The following is a 17,121-nucleotide window of genomic DNA, read 5'->3' as shown; positions in this document are numbered from 1 at the left end:
ATACCGACTGAACGAACCAACCGACCACCCGATGTACAACCTCATCATTCGCGATGGCACCAGTCAGGCGATGCGGGCACTGCCCGCGTTGCAGGACGGCTATTTCCATCTCGATGAGCTGTCGTTCCACGAGTTGCTCGCGATCGTGACGGAATTTGCTTCGTTGGTGCGCTTTCACAACGCGGAGAATGTGCCCGAAGGGGACTGGACGCCGTTCTTCCGTGCCGACGAAACGGTGGTCATGAGCCGCATTCTGGCGTTCGATCTGGCACGCGAGACGGCGCGCTTCGCCCAGTGGTGGCGCAACACGCCAGAGCATGTCGGCGTCAGCGCCAACGGGGAGAGTTCGGGCTGGACGCTGCAAGCCTCGCCCGTCACCGAGCTGGTCATCACGCTCAACGACTGGTACGTCGCACTGGCGCAGGCGCAGAGCGATAACGGGCTGGGTTTGCGCACGGTGCTGCGCGCCGTGATCGTGCAACTGAGCGTCGACCGGTCCGGCATTCTTGGCGCATTGCGGGCCGTGGGCGGGCACGTACCGCTCGATCCGATCTGGTCGGCCGGGCTGGCGACGCCGGGCATGCTGTCGGCAAGCCAACCCGGTGACCCCGATGCCGACGGTATCGCACGCGCGGGGGCGCGGTTGACCAAAGCCGATGTCCGCACCGATTTTCACGCGTACATGAAGGCGATCGAAATGGTCCGCAAGGAGGCGCTTGCCCGGTTGCCTGCGTCGTTGCACAACGGCATCCACGATCCGGCCATCGGCCTGCTGATTGCCTTCGTGCAGCAATTCCAGAAGTTGCAAGGCAAGCTCAACGGTTACACGCGCCGGTTCATCGATTTTTACTACGACCGCATGCTCGGCAGCACGCCGCGCGCCACCATTCCCGATCACACGTGGCTGGTCTTCAAGCGCACGCCGGACGCGCGCGACGTCGTCGTGCCTGCGGGCACCGAGTTTCCGGCCGGGGTCGATGCCCAGAGCCGCGACATTCTCTATGTTGCCGAGAGCGAGTTGCGGGTGTCGGACGCCGGTGTGGCGCAGGTGCAGACGCTTTACCTCGATCACAACGGCTACAGCGCACCGGAAAACCTGCTCGCCGATGACGACACCGTGCCGAGAGGTGCCCCGGTGACCGGCCGGACGTGGCCCACGGCGGCATGGTTCCAGTCGGTACCGGTCGCACCGCCCGGTGCCGATCACACACAAGCCTGGCCGGTGCTGGGCGCCCCGAAAGCCGGCATGGGGAGTGGCCCGCACCGCGACGCACGCATCGGCTTTGCGCTGTCGAGCAAGGTGCTGTTGCTCAAGGAAGGCGACCGGCGTATCAGCGTGACGATCACGTTCGCCGACGACACGCTGATGCAGCGGCTCGACCGGGTGGCCGACGCGATGCTCGGTACGACGGCGGTGAGCCCGGCGGGGCAAGGACCGGTCGACGTCGACGACAGCCCTGCTGCGGTTGAGCTGCGCCGCAACGACATTTTCCTGAAGATATTTCGCAGCATCTTCGTGGTTGGGCTGACGGGCGAATTCGGCTGGATCGATATCCCGGGCTACGTGCCGTTTTACGACGATGGGGTGCTCAGGCTGAGCTTCGAGTTGCCGCCGGAATCGCCGAGCGTGGTGGCCTATTCGCCGGCGCTGCATGGCGAGCAGTTCGATGTCGATACGCCGCTGCTGCGCTGCGTGATCAACCCGGGAGCGTATCTGTTCCCGTACGGCATGCTGCGCGATCTGGCAGTGACTGGCGCGCGCATCGATGTCGAAGCGCGCGGCTGCCGCGATTTGGTACTGCACAACAACATCGGGCAACTGAGCGCCGCGACGCCATTCGCACCGTTTGGGCCGTTGGCGCGGCTGGGCAGTTACCTCATCGTCGGCAGTACCGAGATGGCGTCGAAGCGCATCACCGACTTTCGCGTCGAAATCGAATGGGCGGATCTGCCACGCGTGACCGGCGGGTTCGGCGCGTGGTACGACGGCTACGACGTGCGCCTCGCCAACGAAGACTATCTGGCTACGGTCGCGGTGTTGGCCAAGGGCGTGTGGACGCCCGCCAGCGAATTGGTCCGCCCGAGCGTGCCGATGTTCCGCACGCGCGTACAACCGGGGCAGGGCGAACGCATCGACACGCGCATCGTCTGGCGCGCCGGTCAACTGGCGCATCTGTTCGAACCCGATGCAGGCGTGAGCGCGGCCCAGCCGCTGACATGGGGGCCGGGTGCGAAGAACGGTTTCTTCAAATTCACGTTCGCGGCGCCGGCCTTCGCCTTCGGTCACGAGCGCTATGCGCAGGCGTTGTCGACGACGATGATGGCCAACGCACGGCGCCGGCGCTGGCGTGGCCAGCGCGCTGTGCCGCGTGCGCCTTACACACCGTTGGTCAACGCCATCTCGGTCGACTATTGCGCGACGGGGACGATTCGCGTCGACCGGTTGCCAAAGGGTGACGACGACGGCCGCTTCCTGCATCTGTATCCGTCGGGATGGGAAACGCTCGGCCTCAAAAGCTATCCCGCGCCCGCGCTGCTGCCGCGTTTCGAAGCGGCCGGCAATCTCTACGTCGGCATTGCGGCTGGCGACCTAGGCAAGACACTGACACTGCTCTTCGAGCTTCGCGAAGACTCGCAGCCGGTGCCGCCGACCAACGAAGACACCGAAGACGGGCCCGCCGACAACGCGGGGCTTCGCTGGAGCTACCTCACGAACAACGTTTGGAAACCCTTGCCGCGCCGCAACATCGTCGCCGACGGCACGCATCACTTCATGACGTCGGGCATCGTGACCCTGCGGGTGCCGGGCGACATCGGTTGCCGGAACACAGTCATGCCCGACGGGCTGTATTGGCTGCGCGTAAGCGCCGATCGCGACATGGAGAAGTATTGCAGCCTGTACGCCATCCACGCGCAGGCGGTACAGGTGCACCGTGGGGCGGATGTGCCGCCGGAAGTGCCGATGGTCTTGCCCGCCGGCAGCATTGCCCGCAGCCGCCGTCCGTTGCCGGGCATCACGGCCATTGTGCAACCGCTGCCGTCGTACGGCGGCCGGGCGGCCGAGACGCGCGAACAGATGCGCACACGCATCAGTGAACGGCTGCGGCACAAGCAGCGTGCAATCTCGCCCGCCGATTACGAATCGTTGATTCTCGAAGCGTTCGCCGATGTCTACAAGGTCAAATGTTTCGCGAATCTGACAACGGCGAACGGCCCGTTCGACTGTGTTCGCCCGGGGCATGCGCTGATCGTGCCGCTACCTTACTGGCCCGCGTTGCAGGCCGACGAGCAAATGCCGATGCTCGACGGCAACCTCATGCAGGAAATCGCCGCGTACGTGAACACGCTGTCCTCGCCGTGGGCGCATGTGTCGGTCGAGAACCCTGTCTACGAGCGTATTCAGGTGCGTTGCAAGGTGCGGTTTTCGGACGTGTCGGGCAACGGGCGCTATATCGCCATGCTCAATGCCGCGATCTCTCACTACCTCACGCCGTGGCAGGACGGCGTGGGTTATCGCACGCACTTCGGCTGGCGCATCCGGCAGCACGATCTGGAAGCGTTTATCGGCTCGCTGCCGTATGTGCAGAATGTCTCCGGCTTCTCGATGCTTCGTATCGCCGCCAAGCCGCCTGCCGTATCCGCGGCGCCGGCGACGTCCGCCGCTGCGCCTGTCGTGTGGTCGTCGGCCGATGTGCAGACGTATTCGCTGTTCGATACGGCCGACCCCGCCAACACGGGCAGCACGGGCAGCATGGGTGGCACGAAGGGCCAGACCGACATCACGCCGCTTTACCCGTGGAGCATTGCCATTCCGGTTGCCCGGCACGCCATCGAAGCGGTCGACGATGGCATTGACTACCCGGGCGTACCCACTGCGCTCAGCCGCCTCGAAATCGGCGCCACTTTCATCATCTCGGACGACCCCCATGACCAATAAGCCCATGGCCCGCCGTAATCGCGACACGCTCCGCAGCAAGTTCGGCAACGGTGAGATGCCGTCCGCGACGGCCTTCTCCGAGCTGATCGACTCGATGCTCAATATCGTCGATGAAGGTTTCGACAAGACGCCGGTGGACGGCCTCAAGGTCTCGCAACTCAATCAGGGCAAGCTGCTCAGCTTCTATCAGAACATCGACGTAAAAAGCCCCATCTGGTCGGTGCAACTCGATGGGCCCGGCGGCGGGCTGGCGTTCGGCAACGCCCGCAATCCCGCCGTGCTGACCTTGCGCCAGTTGCCGGGCGCATCGGACGCGCAGTCGGCGGGGCAGGCCAGCGACGCTCCCGACTTCGAACTCGATATGGCGGGGCGCATTGTCGCCGATGGCCGGCGTGGCCGGCCGGGGAGCCGCAGCGTGCCCGCCGACGGCAAGTGGCACGACATCACCGATACGCTCACCGGCTGTAATGCGTTCGAGATCATGGCGGGTGTGGGCAAGCGGGGCAGCGGCAAATATGCGCTGATGCACGCGTATGCCGTCATGGCCTTCAATGGCAAAGGCGACATCGACTATCGCCAGTCGCATTTCGGCAGCAAGTGCAATCGGCTGCAATTGCAGTGGATCGATGCCCCCGACGGTGCCAAGCACAATTACATTCTGCAAATGCGTGTCGGCTGTCCCTACGACAGCACGCGCGACAGCGCAGGCGCCGACCGCACGTGGGTGACCTACTACCTGACCAATCTGTGGTTCGACCCGGACATGCAAACCAGTGCCGTCGATCCCGAACCGAAGGTGCAGGCATGAGCGCGCCGCCCACCACTTTCGACCTCGTGCTGGCGGCCGATGACGCGCAACTGGTCATGGCTGCGCTGGCCGAGTTGCCATTCAAGCGTGTGTACGAGCTGATCGGCACGCTCAACCACCAAGCCAATGCGGCGCAGGCGGGTGAACCGATTGCGTGTGCACTGAGTGCACCGGCCTTCGCGTTGATCATCGAAGCACTGGGGCACCTGCCGTATCACCGCGTGCATGGGCTGATCGATGCGATGAAGGGGCAACTGCACAGCGCCCGTATGGCGTTGGATGAGCTTGGCGGCACGGCCGTGCGCGCGAGCGGCATTCGGGGTGTTGTCAGCCGATGAACGCGCCTGAATCCATCGCCCGGTTCGCGCCCGACCCGCATGGGCTCGATTTCGATGCGCTGCGCCGCGCAGGCATTGCCACGCTGCAAGCCTTGTGTGGCGATCGCTGGACCGACTACAACCTGCACGACCCGGGCGTCACGATTCTCGAGCAGCTCTGCTACGCGATCACCGAACTCGGCTATCGCTCCGACTTCGCGCCGGAGGATTATCTGGTCGGCCCGACGGGCGAGATTGACTACCGGCGGCACGCGTTACACCCGGCGGACGAGATTCTGCCGAGTCAGGTGCTCACGGTCGACGACTATCGCAAGCTGTTCTACGACTCGATTCCCGAGTTGGAGGATGTCTGGCTGAGTTGCGAGCCGGACGCCAGCGCGGGCGTGGGCGGGGCTCGCGGGTTGTACCGCGTGCTGGTCAAGCTCAGTGAAACGTTGACGGGGGAACTGTCGGGGGAGGCGCAGGCCACGATGGAGGCCGACGTGCGCAAGCGCATCTTCGAGGTCTTCAATGCGCATCGCAACCTTGGTGAAGATCTGGCCGGCGTGCACGTAGTGCCTGCGCAAGCGGTCTACCTGAGTGGCGACGTGCAGATTCACAGCGAGCGCGACCCGGCGTCGATTTTCGCGGAAATCTACTTCCGGTGCGCGCAGGCGGTGCTCTCGGGGTTTCAGGTCGAGCGCTACGTCAAGGCGTTTGTGGCAGGCGTGCCGCTGGACATCCTGTTTTCCGGGCCGCGTACGGTGCATGGCTTCATCGCCAGTACCGGGGCACAGGCCCCCGGGTCACCGATTGCGGTGTCGAAGCTCGTCGGGCTGGTGCAGGAGGTCGAAGGGGTGGCTCACGTGCAGCGGCTCGCCTTGTGCGATGCCGACGGGCACCCGATCGGCACAGACATGGCGTCGGACGCCGTGCTGCGCCTGCGATTCCCGGGCGACGCCCAGAGTGCCTTTCTGCGGCTGCACTTTGCCAGCAGTGCCGTCGGCACCGACACCGCCCCCACCGCCCCCACTGCGCATGCCATCGAACAACGGCGCGAAGACAAGGCGCGTGTGGTGCTCGACGATGCGCGCGTGGCACTGGCCAAGGCGCGCTTCGAGTTCGATACCTTGCGCAACACGCCGCAATCGGTGGTCGGCATCGTGCCCGCCCCGCAGGGTGAGACGCGTGCGCTCGGCGACTATTTCTCGATTCAGCATCAGTTTCCGGCGATCTACGGGATTAACCATTTCGGTGTGCCGCCGTCGGCACCGCTGGCGCACAAGGTCAGTGCGAAGCAGCTGAAGGCCTACCTGTATCTGGCCGAGCAGTTGATGGCCAACTATCTGGAGAACCTGCAATCGGTAGGACGGATGTTCTCCGTCGACGATCTGCATCAGACCTATTTCTCCCAGTTGATCGGTGACGATGCGCTGCCGGATATCGAGTCGCTCTATGTCGAGGCGCCGGAGGATGTGCGCAAAGCCCTCACGCATATCGTGTCGCGCAAGGACCGGGCGGAAGACCGGCGCAGTCGGTTGCTCGATGTGTTGCTTGCCATGTATGGCGAAACGTTCTCGCAGAAGTCGCTGCGTCGCTTCGACGACTATCAGGACAAGCACGCGACGCACTGGCTGGTGAACAACAAGCTCGAATTTCTGCGCCATATCGCGACGCTCTCGCGCGACCGGGCGACGGCGTTCGATGTGGGCGTGCCGTCGCGGCGCCCGGATGGCCGGCCCAACGTGGCCGGGGTGCACGCCAAGATCGCGATTCTGCTGGGGCTGCCTGCCGAGCCGTCTGAGCAACCGTTGAGCGGTGCGCTGTTGCAATGGCGGCTGCGCTTGCGGGCCGACAACGTCGCCAAGGCCGATGATTACGAGCGTGCGGCCGCCCGGCTGGTGGTGCTGGCAGGGCGGGGCGCTCCCGATGCCGAACCATCAAAGGAAGACGCTCGTCACGAAGACTTGCTGCCTGTGGGGCTTCTCGTGCATGGCGTGCGATTGGAAAACTATGTGCTTGAGCAACATGGCGAGGAAGTGCATGTGCATTTCCGCACCCATGACGAGCGCTTGGGTGACGTGCGACTGGCGAAGTTCAGGCGCGCGGGTGCCGTCACGCATGCCGATCGATACGTGCAGACGTTGCGCAGCTTCCTGTGCAAGTTGAACGTGCAATCCGAAGGCTTCTATCTCGTCGAGCATGTGTTGTTGCGCCCGCGCTATCGGCATGATCGGAACGATGGAAATGATCGAAATGCGGGTGCTGAGCCGTCGACCGAGCGAGGGCAAGTGCCCGATGCGGCGTTTTTCGATGCCCGCGTGAGCATCGTATTCCCGGCATGGACGTCGCGATTCAGCGATCCCGATTTCCGCAATCTTGCGCAGGAGACGGTTTGCCGAAATCTGCCGGCGCATTTGCTGCCGGAATTCCACTGGATGGACTTCGTGACGATGCGCGACTTCGAGCACCGTTACGACTTGTGGCGAACGAGCCTGCGCGAAGACATCGCCCGCGCCGACTCACGCCGGCTCGATGCGACCGGCGCCAGTCTTACGTCATTGCTCATGCGTCAGCGGCGCGAGCGCAATCTGACGTTGTGGGTGTAGCGATGAACCTGCGACATCGCATCGATCATCTGGCGTTCGACCTGACCTTCACGGCAGGCGGACTGGACATGTCGCAAAGCGATGCGCTTCGCGCGCTGGTGGTCGACCGGCTTTTGCCGGTGGTGTCGTCCGTGTTTGACAGCCGTGCGCCCGGCGACGCTGTGGTTCGTATTGACCAGCTCGAAGTTGATCTTGGTGATGTGGCGGTGGCTGACTTGCCCGAAGCCTTGGCAGAAGGCTTGTCGGACGCGCTTGAGCAAGCACTGGCGGGACGTGCGGGTTTTGCTGAACGCGGGCAGAGTCGTCCGGTGGTGGCGCGTTTTGCCTCGGCCGTGGAGGCCGACGCGGCGGCATTGGCTCAGTTCCTGCGGGACGGTCGGTTGCCCGCGTATGCGGCGACGGCAACCGCGTTGCCGGATGACGGGCGTAAGACGCCCGAGCAAGACCGGGATCAGGTCGGACTTAATCCCGAGCGGCGAAGGACACAACCTGAGACGACTAGCGCTTCGCTGGAGGCGCTGCTTGCCCGGGTACTGTCGGGCGACGTAGAAGCAGTACGGCGTTTGTTGTTGGCGAGTGAGTCGCGCGATGTGCAGATGGCGCGCTTGGTGCGGCAGTTCTCCACTGCGCAGATCGAAGCGGTGCTCCATGCGTTACGGCCTGCGGAAGCGCAGCGCTGGTTAGCCGATCTGCATGCGCTGGATGTGGCACTGGTGGATGCTGGCTGGGCGTCGGACGTACGTGCATCAGCACGGACCGTTGCGAGCGAAACGCTACTTACCGTCGGCCTGACGCCGCTAGACGCCGGAACGCTGCAAATGCCGTGGCACGAGGTGTGGCAAGCCGTGTTGAGGATTCCCGGCGCCGTCGCGGGTGAGATGGGCAGCGGTGCTGCGGATGAACGTGTCGCTCTGCGAGCCACACACGTCTTGCAGCCGGCAAGCGAAAGGCACGTCTCGGAGGCACCGGCCATGGTGGCGGTGCTGCGTCGATTGGCGCGAGCTGACGAGGCGGGGAGTGCTGCTCGGGATGGCGCTAGTGCGACGGAAACGTCCGGCGTGTCAGGGGTCCTCCAAGGGGCTGCGGCCACCGGCATCGACAACGATGCAGACACCGGCATCGCCGGTGGCAATCTCGCAGTGGGCGACGTTTTGCCATCCAAGACTGACGCTGAGCCGCCAATGGATGGGAGTGTCGAAACTTTTTCGCGATACAGTCCTTCGGCGGGGCACTCGCTTGCCCGGATTCGAAATTTGTTGGCGAATGCATTGACGCGAGGACACGCGCAAGCGCTTTACGACATTTGGCCGCAGTTGATGTCCGCCGCACCGGCATTGCTCAGGGATGCGTTACGCCATTACGCGGCATACCCGGATCTACGCGACCGCATGGCGATGTCGCTCCCGGTGTCATTGTTGACCGACATGTTGTCGTTGCTTCAAGAGGAAAGACCTGCCGCGCGCCGCGTCGGTGATGAGTCGATATCGACGAAGGACTGGAGCCACAGTTCACTTACCGGGTGGGCGCGTCGGCGCGCATGGTCTGATGCGATCGCGGCCGCCGTCATCGATTTGTCGGGCCATGCTGACTTGCTTGCTGACGAAGGCGAGTCCGGCGCCACGCCGACAACAAACTCGCGTGTTTTCCAATCGCTGGCAACCGAAGCCGACACCGAAGCCGATACCGAAGCCGACACCGAAGTTGAAGTTGAAGCCGATACCGAAGCCGACACCGAAGTTGAAGTCGAAGCCGACACCGTGTCGCCATCGACCGGTGCAGGGACGGATCGACTGACCTCGGTGTTGCCCGAGGATCGCGCCAATCCAGAGCGATTTAGGCACGCCCGAGATGTTGTCGAAAGTCCTGACCTGCGTCGACTGCCATCGTTAACCGACGCACATGCATCGGCGCCGGCACTCGCACAGGTGCCGGCGACACCAATGGCGGGCGGTGAGGCGCTATCCACTGGGGAGGGGGCGCAATCGTCCTCGGCAACCGAGTCGCCGGTAGCGGTGAACCCGGGCCAAGATGGGGGCGTCGGTGCGCGTGGACGGTTGATCGACGCATTGCTCAGCGGTTCGCCGGCCCGACTGTATGACGACTGGCCTGTCTGGGTGAATGAACATGGCGAAATGCTTGTCGATGCGTTTCGCCATTATGGCCAGCACGACGACGTGTTGAGCCGGATCGTTGCCGTTTTCCCTGAAGACATGCTGGTGGATCTGGCGGTGCTGCTAAGCCCGGGCGTGGCGGCGTATTGGCGGAGACTCCGGGCGCTCTCGCGACAGGATGCATTGACCGATCCTGAGCGTGCCGATGTTGATGCTGCTGCTCGAAGCCCGCAAGCCGCTCGCAGCGGCCTCGGTGATGATCTGTCCGATGGCGCCACGGGTACAGATCCGACTGGCGGCACAACAAGCGGCCGGACTGCTGAAGCAAGCACCGAACCGGAAGTCGTTGTGCGACGGGAACCATCGCAGGGAGCGTCTGTGCCGCTGTCAAACGCGTCCGTGGATGCTTGGAAGCGGGCGGTCTGGAGGGCGATATTCGAAAAGCTGATCCGTGAATCGTCCAATGTGCTCTTTACATCCGAAGTGTTACATCACGTAGCACTTGGTGTGAGCCCTGTTGCATGGCAGCGTAGGTTGCTGGATGTGTGGGAGCCGCGCTCAGGGTCCCACACCGGTCAGCCGCTTGATGGCGATACGCCGCCAATTGTGCGTGTGACCGAACCCGCCCCGTCGGAGGCTCACGCCATCAGCGCAAAGATTGGGATAGATGGATTGGGCGCAGGCACGGTCGACGCGGGGGCTGCCGAAACAACCCGGGCGTCTCAACCTTTCGCCCCCGTTGTGCGGGGAGAGGCTTCAGGCGACGTGAATGGCATCGATGCCGGTGCCGGTGCCGACTGGCACGCCACCAACGCCACCAACGAGACCAACGAGACCAACGAGACCAACGAGACCAACGAGACCGACAGGGCCGAAAGGACCGACAAGACCGCAGCCACCAATGAGCCCGAAGCGACTGGCATCGCCAACGCTCAGGACGCGTTGCAGCGACTGTTGCGCTTCTACCAGAGCGAAGTGCCGAAGGGCGCATCGTTGGTGAGCCGAGCGGGGCGTTTATCGCAGGAGGCGCGCACGGATTTGCAGCGCTCACTTGACGTGAGCAGCGCGCTACTGACATCCGGCGTCGTCGATGGCATCTCGCCAGACGCATGGGCAAGCATCGTGGATATCGCCGTCACGGTGAGTGACGACATTCCGGCGGCGCATCGGGAAACCTTTTACGACGCCATCGTGGCGCACGCGCCCACTGCGCCGCTTGAACCGCTTGAACCGCTTGAACCGCTTGAACCGCTTGAACCGCTTGAACCGCATATGCCGGTTGACGCTTCCCGCGCTGTTGCCCGCTACTACGCCAGCGTTGCTGCCGGATTGGTGACCGGTGCGACGCTCGATCTTGAGGTGTTGAGCGAAGAGGCGTCGGCTGGGAGCACCGATAACGCCCGCACCGCCGATAGCTCCGGTAACGCCAATAACGCTGACACCGCCGACACCGCCGACACCGCCGACACCGCCGACACCGCCGACAGCATCGACAGCATCGACACCGCTGACACCACCGTCCCCCTCACAGTACCGGCAACGCCTACCGGATCCCGTCCAGACGCCATTCAGCCGCACGCATTGCACACCACGTCACATCCCACTCAAGAGCCTCGCCCAGACATGGCATCGACACCGCCCATTGATTACCTCGACTATCTCTCGTCGCCGGACTTCCGCAATGGCCGCGGGGCGCCGCCGGCCGGGTTGGATATCTGGTTGCGGCAGTCGATGCAAGCGGGGGCGGCTGCCTTGCGTCCCATCCTCTCGGCGGCCGCCAGCGACGACACACTGGCTGGGCAATGGCTCGACCTTGTGCCGCCCGAACTGTGGCCCGGATTCGCCCGTCTGTCGCCACGCGATACCGATGAGGTCGACCGGATGCTGCGCCTATCGGCCGACGTCACCGACCTGTTCGCCCTAAGCGTTGACGCGACGCCGCCTTCGCCATTGGACCGTACCCGGTGGCTACTGCTGTTCACGTGGTTGTTCGCCCCGCAACGCGCCTACACCGCCGCGAAATTGGCCTCCGCGCTGGTAGCCCGACTCGCCCACGTGACAGGCAGTCAGATTCCCCCCGCGCTCGCCACCCGCGTACGAGAACAGACTGGCATCGATATCGGCGTGCCGAACGTGGCCGCATCCGACCCGTCGCTCACGCCAATGCAGATCACACACGCGGGCGCGGTCCTTGTCTGGCCGTTCTTGCCGCGTCTTTGGGACATGCTGTCGCTCGTCGAGGCCGCCGGGGAAGGCCATCCGAAGGGGAGCCGGTTTGTCAGCGACGCGGCGGCCGAACGTGCTGTCTTGCTCCTGCATTACCTCGTCAGCGGCCACGACGAGGCGCCGGAGCCTCACTTGACGCTGCACAAACTGCTCTGCGGCGTCGCACTGAACGCGCCCGTCGCGCGCCGCATCGATGTGACCGAGCACGAGCGCGAGATCATCGATCAGTTGCTCGTCGCGATGATTCAGCACTGGTCGGCGTTGGGGCATACCTCACCGGCGGGCCTACGTGAAACCTTCCTGCAACGCGCGGGCAGATTGTCGATGGGGGATAACGGCTGGCATCTCGACGTGCAGCGCAGTGCCTTCGACGTGCTGCTCAACCGGTTGCCGTGGGGCATCGCTACGGTGCAGTTGTCATGGATGCCGCTTCCGCTTTGGGTGCAATGGACATGATCGATTCGACAATCCCCTCGACGGACGCGCTCATGGCCAACGCGGACAGTCTGTCGCGCGAAATCGCGTGGTTCAATGCGGTGCTCGAGACGCGCATGCACGCTTATTTCATGCACGAAGGCGGCCCGCACGACATTTACGCGCACGTGCCGCCCGACCTGAAACACGACCCGTCGCCGTTTGCCGTCGCACTGCAAGCGTTGGGACTCGCGTCGAATTTCGATGCGCGCGTCGTGTTGATGCTCGCCTTGTTGCCGCACATCCGGCCGCAGGCGCTCGACCTGCTGTTCACGCAAAACAAGAACACCGAGCGCCAGTTCACCGAATTCGGCGGCTGGCGCGGTCAGCATCACAGCGGCCTGCTGCCCACGTGCGAGACGGCCGCCTTCGTGCTCGCCGGTGACGACCTCGCGCGACGCTTCGAGATACTCCAATTGTTCGACGCCGATCACACGTTTGCGCGCGAGTCCGTCTTGCGGCTGGAGCGCCGCGCCGACGGCGAACCCGCACTCGCCGCCGCCTTGCACGTAGAACGCGATTTTCTCGAGCGATGCACCTCCGGCAGTGAACACAAGCCCGACTACAGCGCGGGTTTCCCGGCCAAGCGCATCACCACGATGCGTGACTGGAACGACCTTGTCCTCGCGCCAGACGTGATCGACGAGATCGACCAGATCCGCCAATGGCTCGACGGGGGGGAAGCCGTCATGCGCCGCTGGCACCTCGATCGCATGGTCAAACCGGGCTTCCGGGCGTTGTTCTACGGGCCGCCCGGCACCGGCAAGACGCTCACGGCATCGTTGCTCGGCAAGGCAGCTCACGTCGATGTCTACCGGATCGACCTGTCGAAAATCGTCTCGAAGTACATCGGCGAGACGGAGAAGAACATGGCCAACGTGTTCGATCAGGCGCAGAACAAGCGCTGGATTCTGTTCTTCGACGAGGCCGATGCGCTGTTCGGCAAACGCACGGAAGGCAGCAGCGCCAACGACCGGCACGCGAATCAGGAAGTCGCGTATCTGCTTCAGCGGATCGAAGACTACCCGGGCGTAGTGCTGCTGGCGACCAACCTGAAGGGCAACATCGACGAAGCTTTCGCACGGCGGTTTCAGAGCGCGATTCATTTTCCGCTGCCCGACAGCGAGCAACGTCTGCGGCTCTGGAAGAACCTGTTTCCCGAGCGTCGCGGTCTGGCGGCCGATGTGGATCTCGTGACACTCGCCGAAAACCACGTGCTCTCGGGCGGCGCACTGCTCAACGTCGCCCAGCACGCGGCCATGCGCGCAGAACGCGATGGCCGCGACACCGTATGTCAGGCCGACCTGCTGCGTGGCGTCCGGCGAGAACTCATCAAGGAAGGGCGGACGATCTGATATGAGCATCCTGTTCTCCACCCACGGGTTCGCCCGCGCGCTCGGCTTGCACCGACTGTCCAGACGAGCCAGCATCGCCGCGTTGTGTACCGCACTCGCCAGCGCGATGCTGCCAGTGCAGGGATACGCCACCGCCTCGGGCGCGAGTGCAGCCGCTGCGCCGCAGGCTGCATCGGGCAGCGCATCCTCTCCGACACCGGCGGCATTTGCCCCCGCGACGACAGCATCTGCTTCGAGCGCATCCACACCATCCGCGGCATCGACAGCCTCCGCCGCAGTGGTTGCGCCGGTCGTCGCCCCCGCCGTTGCACCGAAGCCCGCAACACCGGCAACATCGACAACATCGGCGATACCGCCGACGCCATCGGCGCCCGTTGAGCCCGTAGCAGCCCCGGCCGCCATCTCGCCGGTGGCGCGCTCGGCGAACATGGCGCCGCCAGTAGGCAGTGATGGCAAGCCGATGACGCCGCAGGACGCGTGGCGCATCGTCAACACGGTGCAGGTCGCACCGGAGCCGACGAGCGGTGCCGCCGCCGTCTTGATCTCGGCCGACATCGTCCGCCATCTGGCGCCAGCCACGCGGCGCGCAATTCAGCAGGCGCTGCTGACCATCTATTCGGACGACCCAGCGTATCTACAGGCCTATCGAGAGAGCACGCGTCCGTTATCCGACAATCTGGTCGGCCCGATCACGCTGTCTTGGCTCAACCGGTTCTGGCTCGACTTCAAGATGCAGCCGGTGGGCAATCTGACCAACGGGTCCGTGCAGGCTCTGTTGAAATTCGCCACCATCGTGCGAGCCCATCCGCAGTGGAAGACTGACCTCGTCGGTGCCGACCTCGGGCGCTGGATCGATGGCTTCGATCCGCGGGAGCAAGCCCGCTATTACCAGATCCGGCTCGCAGGCACCGACGATGAAATTGCGGCGATGCTGTGGCTCTACCACTTGGATACGGATGGCAAGCGTAACGCCGGGCCCGACCCCGACCGTGCGCTGCTGACGATCTACAACTACACGCTCGACGCGAATGACTTCCGGCTGCTGGCTTCGAAGTCGAAGGTGATCGACAAGCTTTCGGCGCTTCAGGACAAGGTCTATCTGAACCAGCCGCTGTTCGATGCGGCGGTACTCAATGCGCTCAAGGATCTGGGCGCGCAGGCTGACGCCTATCTGCCCGAAGCCCGGGCCGCTGCCATCACGACCACCTACCAACTGACCGACATCTCGGTGCAGCAGCTCCGGCAAGCCGGCCGCGTTCCGGCGCCGGTCATTGACGCCGTCGCCGGGCTGACGGAGGAGTACGCCAGTCAGGCCGACTTCAACGAGGCCATTCTCGATGCGACGGCGGACATCAAGACGCCGGTCGATCCCTACGTCGCCGACATCATGCGCGCGGCGCAGACGCAAACCACTTTTGTACTGACGCAGCAGGCGCTCGCCGAGCTGGCCGCGAGCCGCCGCAATGAGGCAGTGCCGCCGGTGGTGCTCGACATGCTCAAGGGGCTGCAAGGTCTGCAATATCCGCAGTTATGGTTGTTCGACCGTGCGGTGATGGCGCGTCTGCGTCAGGGTGTCGGCGCGTGTCCGACCGGTATTCCGGGCAGCGTGGCCGACGCGCGCAAGATTTCTGCGGAGCAGATGCAGCAACTGTCGGCGGTGCTCAAGGACCCGGCGCTGTTCGCGCAGCTCGATGCGCTCTGGAAGAAAGGCCAATGCAGCAACGTCGACGTGCTGTCGCTGCCGCAACTGATGCAGACGCTGTACGACCGGTTCCGGCCGTCGCTCGTCGCCACGGCCCGCAAGCGCCCGGTATTCGACCCGACGCATCAGGTGCGCTGGGACGGCAACGGTTGCGGCTGCGTGCTCGATCAATTGCAGGGCGAGATCTATGGCTTCTTCCCGTTCTGGATGGCAGGGCCGTCGCAGGTGGTCAACTTCAGCACGCTGACGAGCATCGGCTACTACGGCGCGACATTCGACGATACCGGCAAGCTGCAACAAGCCAACGATGGCCGGGACTTTGTCGAACTGGCACAGGCCGGGGCGTCGTTACCCGGCGATTTCGTGAGTGTTGCGCAGCGGCATCAGAGCAACGTGCAATGGGTGATCCAGCGCAACGACTGGCGCACATGGGCGCGGCTGGACAAGAACCGTAAGGAACAGGTGCTGGAGCGCGTGGGCGAAGACATCGTGCGCTTGCTCTCCACGCGGCTTCGCAACTGGACCGCAACGGTATCGAATCACCTGCCTTTCGGCGCGCGCTTTGCGCCGACCAATGGCGGCGGTGTGGTGATCTTCTTCGACGGCTATCCGGACGATCCGGTGTCGGTGCAGGCGTTCAACCAGTTCATCGACCAACTGCGCACGAAGCTGCGCAAGGCGGGGGCGGGCGATCGTATCGACATCATGATGCGGCACGACCGGGTCGGCCACGGTGCCTACGACTACGAAAACCTGCTCAAGCTGGTGATGGAGAACGACCGTAATCCGGCAACCGATGTGCTGGCGCGCGTCGAGCGTGAGCGCAATCGCAGACCCCACTTTCTGGTGCTGCTCGATGAGCCGACCACCGATTCGAAAAAGGCGCTTCGACTCTCGGTGGAGGGCGGACTGCATGGTGAAGAACGCCAGCTAGTGCTGCGTCAGATCGTGCCGGTCATTACGTTCGACAACGACAACTGGCAGCAGCTTCAGGACGACATCGTCTACGCGCAGGACAACTTCGGCGGCATCGGTTTCTGGCCGATGCCGATGCGCACCGATGCGAAGGCTGGCGATGCCGGGGGCGATAAAGCCGATGGCGCGGGCGGGGCGAGCGGTGCTGCCGCGGCGACCCTTGCCGAACTTGACCCAACGCCGGGTGTACAGGCCTGCACGATGACCCGCAGCGTGAGCGAATGTCTGGCTGACTACTATCAAAAGCCTGCTGGGGCACAGGCCTCAGCCGTTTGCAAAACCGTATGCGAGAACCTGTATGCGTTCCGGCTGGCAACGAAGATCGTGCTGCTGCTTCTGCTCGGATGCGCTGTGGCGTACTACGTGTCGTGCCGCTGGCGCGAACTGATGGCGCGCTACCGTCATGCGCCGGCAGTGGTGATCGCGGCGGTGTGGATCCTGCTCGCACTGGCGTTGCTCTTCTGCGACCCGTTCCTGCGATGGCTGGCGCGCGGCTACATGATCCCGATCTTTCTGGTGCTGTTCATCATCGCGTTGATCGCTTGGTATCAGTACCAGTTGAAGGCGCGAGATGAACAGCCATGAAGCCAAATAGACCGCCAGAAGG

Annotated in this window: 7 protein-coding genes; all 7 read left to right on the top strand. The window is 64.0% G+C overall.

Annotated elements, in window-relative coordinates; translation table 11 throughout:
• The first annotated feature begins 31 nt into the window (after positions 1–31).
• The 7 genes from PIN31009_RS12675 to PIN31009_RS12630 are packed head-to-tail and all read left to right on the top strand — an operon-like array spanning position 32 to position 17,099.
• A complete protein-coding gene (locus PIN31009_RS12675) occupies positions 32–3,937 on the top strand; it encodes a baseplate J/gp47 family protein (RefSeq protein WP_150790489.1) in 3,906 nt (1,301 codons plus the stop codon).
• Positions 3,927–4,745, top strand: a complete 819-nt coding sequence (locus PIN31009_RS12670) for a hypothetical protein (RefSeq protein ID WP_087687611.1) — start codon at positions 3,927–3,929, stop codon at positions 4,743–4,745. The genes PIN31009_RS12675 and PIN31009_RS12670 overlap by 11 nt, the downstream gene beginning before the upstream one ends.
• Positions 4,742–5,083 (top strand): hypothetical protein, encoded by a 342-nt coding sequence (locus PIN31009_RS12665; protein WP_150790488.1) that lies wholly within the window; start codon positions 4,742–4,744, stop codon positions 5,081–5,083. The genes PIN31009_RS12670 and PIN31009_RS12665 overlap by 4 nt, the downstream gene beginning before the upstream one ends.
• Complete coding sequence (locus tag PIN31009_RS28340) at positions 5,080–7,671, top strand: hypothetical protein (protein ID WP_150790487.1); 2,592 nt, start codon at positions 5,080–5,082, stop codon at positions 7,669–7,671. Before PIN31009_RS12665 ends, PIN31009_RS28340 begins: the two co-directional genes overlap by 4 nt.
• A 2-nt stretch (positions 7,672–7,673) precedes the next feature.
• The gene (locus PIN31009_RS27910) at positions 7,674–12,464 is read left to right on the top strand and encodes a contractile injection system tape measure protein (RefSeq protein WP_281355873.1); all 4,791 of its coding nucleotides are present in this window, start codon (positions 7,674–7,676) and stop codon (positions 12,462–12,464) included.
• The gene (locus PIN31009_RS12635; protein ID WP_150790484.1) at positions 12,461–13,837 is read left to right on the top strand and encodes an ATP-binding protein; all 1,377 of its coding nucleotides are present in this window, start codon (positions 12,461–12,463) and stop codon (positions 13,835–13,837) included. The genes PIN31009_RS27910 and PIN31009_RS12635 overlap by 4 nt, the downstream gene beginning before the upstream one ends.
• A 1-nt stretch (position 13,838) precedes the next feature.
• On the top strand, positions 13,839–17,099 hold the full coding sequence (locus PIN31009_RS12630; RefSeq protein WP_150790483.1) for a hypothetical protein: 3,261 nt from the start codon (positions 13,839–13,841) through the stop codon (positions 17,097–17,099).
• The last annotated feature ends 22 nt before the right edge of the window (positions 17,100–17,121 follow it).

Source organism: Pandoraea iniqua (assembly GCF_902459685.1).
GTDB classification, from domain to species: domain Bacteria; phylum Pseudomonadota; class Gammaproteobacteria; order Burkholderiales; family Burkholderiaceae; genus Pandoraea; species Pandoraea iniqua.
The sequence above is the reverse complement of the archived record's forward strand: the minus strand, read 5'-3'. Positions and strand labels throughout refer to the sequence as shown.

Bases quoted from the DNA above. Each gene is read 5' to 3' on its own strand.
- PIN31009_RS12675 (WP_150790489.1), top strand. From the start codon at position 32: ATGTACAACCTCATCATTCGCGATGGCACCAGTCAGGCGATGCGGGCA.
- PIN31009_RS12670 (WP_087687611.1), top strand. From the start codon at position 3,927: ATGACCAATAAGCCCATGGCCCGCCGTAATCGCGACACGCTCCGCAGC.
- PIN31009_RS12665 (WP_150790488.1), top strand. From the start codon at position 4,742: ATGAGCGCGCCGCCCACCACTTTCGACCTCGTGCTGGCGGCCGATGAC.
- PIN31009_RS28340 (WP_150790487.1), top strand. From the start codon at position 5,080: ATGAACGCGCCTGAATCCATCGCCCGGTTCGCGCCCGACCCGCATGGG.
- PIN31009_RS27910 (WP_281355873.1), top strand. From the start codon at position 7,674: ATGAACCTGCGACATCGCATCGATCATCTGGCGTTCGACCTGACCTTC.
- PIN31009_RS12635 (WP_150790484.1), top strand. From the start codon at position 12,461: ATGATCGATTCGACAATCCCCTCGACGGACGCGCTCATGGCCAACGCG.
- PIN31009_RS12630 (WP_150790483.1), top strand. From the start codon at position 13,839: ATGAGCATCCTGTTCTCCACCCACGGGTTCGCCCGCGCGCTCGGCTTG.